Origin of the sequence: Pseudomonas sp. GW456-12-10-14-LB2 (genome assembly GCF_002884345.1) — a bacterium.
In the GTDB taxonomy this organism is placed as follows: domain Bacteria; phylum Pseudomonadota; class Gammaproteobacteria; order Pseudomonadales; family Pseudomonadaceae; genus Aquipseudomonas; species Aquipseudomonas paraglycinae.
This window is the reverse complement of sequence record NZ_POHV01000087.1, coordinates 1-1171: the sequence shown is the minus strand read 5'-3', so window position 1 is coordinate 1171 and position 1171 is coordinate 1. Positions and strand designations below refer to the sequence as shown.

General features: G+C 64.2%; 2 protein-coding genes. Both read left to right on the top strand.

Annotated elements, in window-relative coordinates:
* Window positions 1–781: HAMP domain-containing sensor histidine kinase (locus C1X29_RS28185; protein ID WP_256584410.1), on the top strand; the 781-nt coding region annotated here is incomplete at its 5' end.
* 110 nt (window positions 782–891) lie between these two features.
* The coding region (gene xopAW, locus C1X29_RS28180; protein ID WP_146023283.1) for a XopAW family type III secretion system calcium-binding effector at window positions 892–1171 on the top strand (280 nt) is incomplete at its 3' end.

Here is a 1171-nt window from a genome sequence, read left to right as displayed (position 1 = left end):
GGGCAGCACGCTGTGGCTGACCCTGCCGCTGGACCCTGATCGTCTGGAGCATCCGACCTCGGACCTCGACAGCCCGCCGCTGGACGAAACCGGCCCCCGGGAAGCCAGGCAGGCCGCACACACGTTCAACCTGATGCAACACCGCATCCGCGAACAGGTGCAGCAACGCGCACGAATGCTCGGCGCCGTCTCCCACGACCTGCGCACCCCGCTGTCACGGCTGAAACTGCGCCTGGAAAACATCAACGACGACAAGCTGCAAGGCCAGATGCGCCAGGATCTGGACGACATGATCGGCATGCTCGACGCCACCCTCACCTACCTGCACGAACAGCGCACCAGCGAAGCCTTGCAGTTGATGGACGTGCAGGCGCTGGTCGAATCACTGTGCGAAAACGCCCAGGATCAAGGCGCCGACGTGCAGGTCAGCGGCCACTGTGCCCCCTTGCAGGTGCAACCGATGGCACTGCGCTCATGCATCAACAACCTGATGGACAACGCCCTGCGCTACGCCGGCCAAGCGCACATCGAACTGCAGGACCAACGCGAACAGCTGCTGATCCGCGTCATCGACCACGGCCCGGGCATCGCGGCGGACAAGCGCGAAGCCGTATTCGAGCCGTTCTTCCGCCTCGAAGGCTCACGCAACCGCAACTCCGGCGGCGTCGGTCTGGGCATGACCATCGCCCGGGAAGCGGCGCAACGTCAGGGCGGACAACTGACCCTGGCAGAAACACCCGGCGGCGGCCTGACCGCCGTGATCCAGCTGCCCCGCCACTGATCCCGACTGTGTACCGGTCGGTACAAACTTCACATACCCACGACACCTTGCGACTGGAGGCTGCATAAGCCGGTACACCCACCGGTTTTCCAGTCCAAGGAGTGAGCCCGATGATCGGTAGCGTCAGCAACTACACGAGCTATACCAGCACCAGCAGCACCTCCACCCAAAACGCCCGCAGCCAGCAACTGCAAAAGGAACTGTTCGCCAAACTCGACAGCAACGGCGACGGCGCGGTGGATCAGGACGAACTCGGCAGCGCCCTGTCGCAGAAGTCCAACGACGGCCTGCTGGTCAGCCTGAGCAAACAATTCGGCGATCTGGACAGCGACGCCAGCGGCAGCCTCAGCGCCGAAGAAATGACCGCCATGGCCCCACCCCCGCCACCAC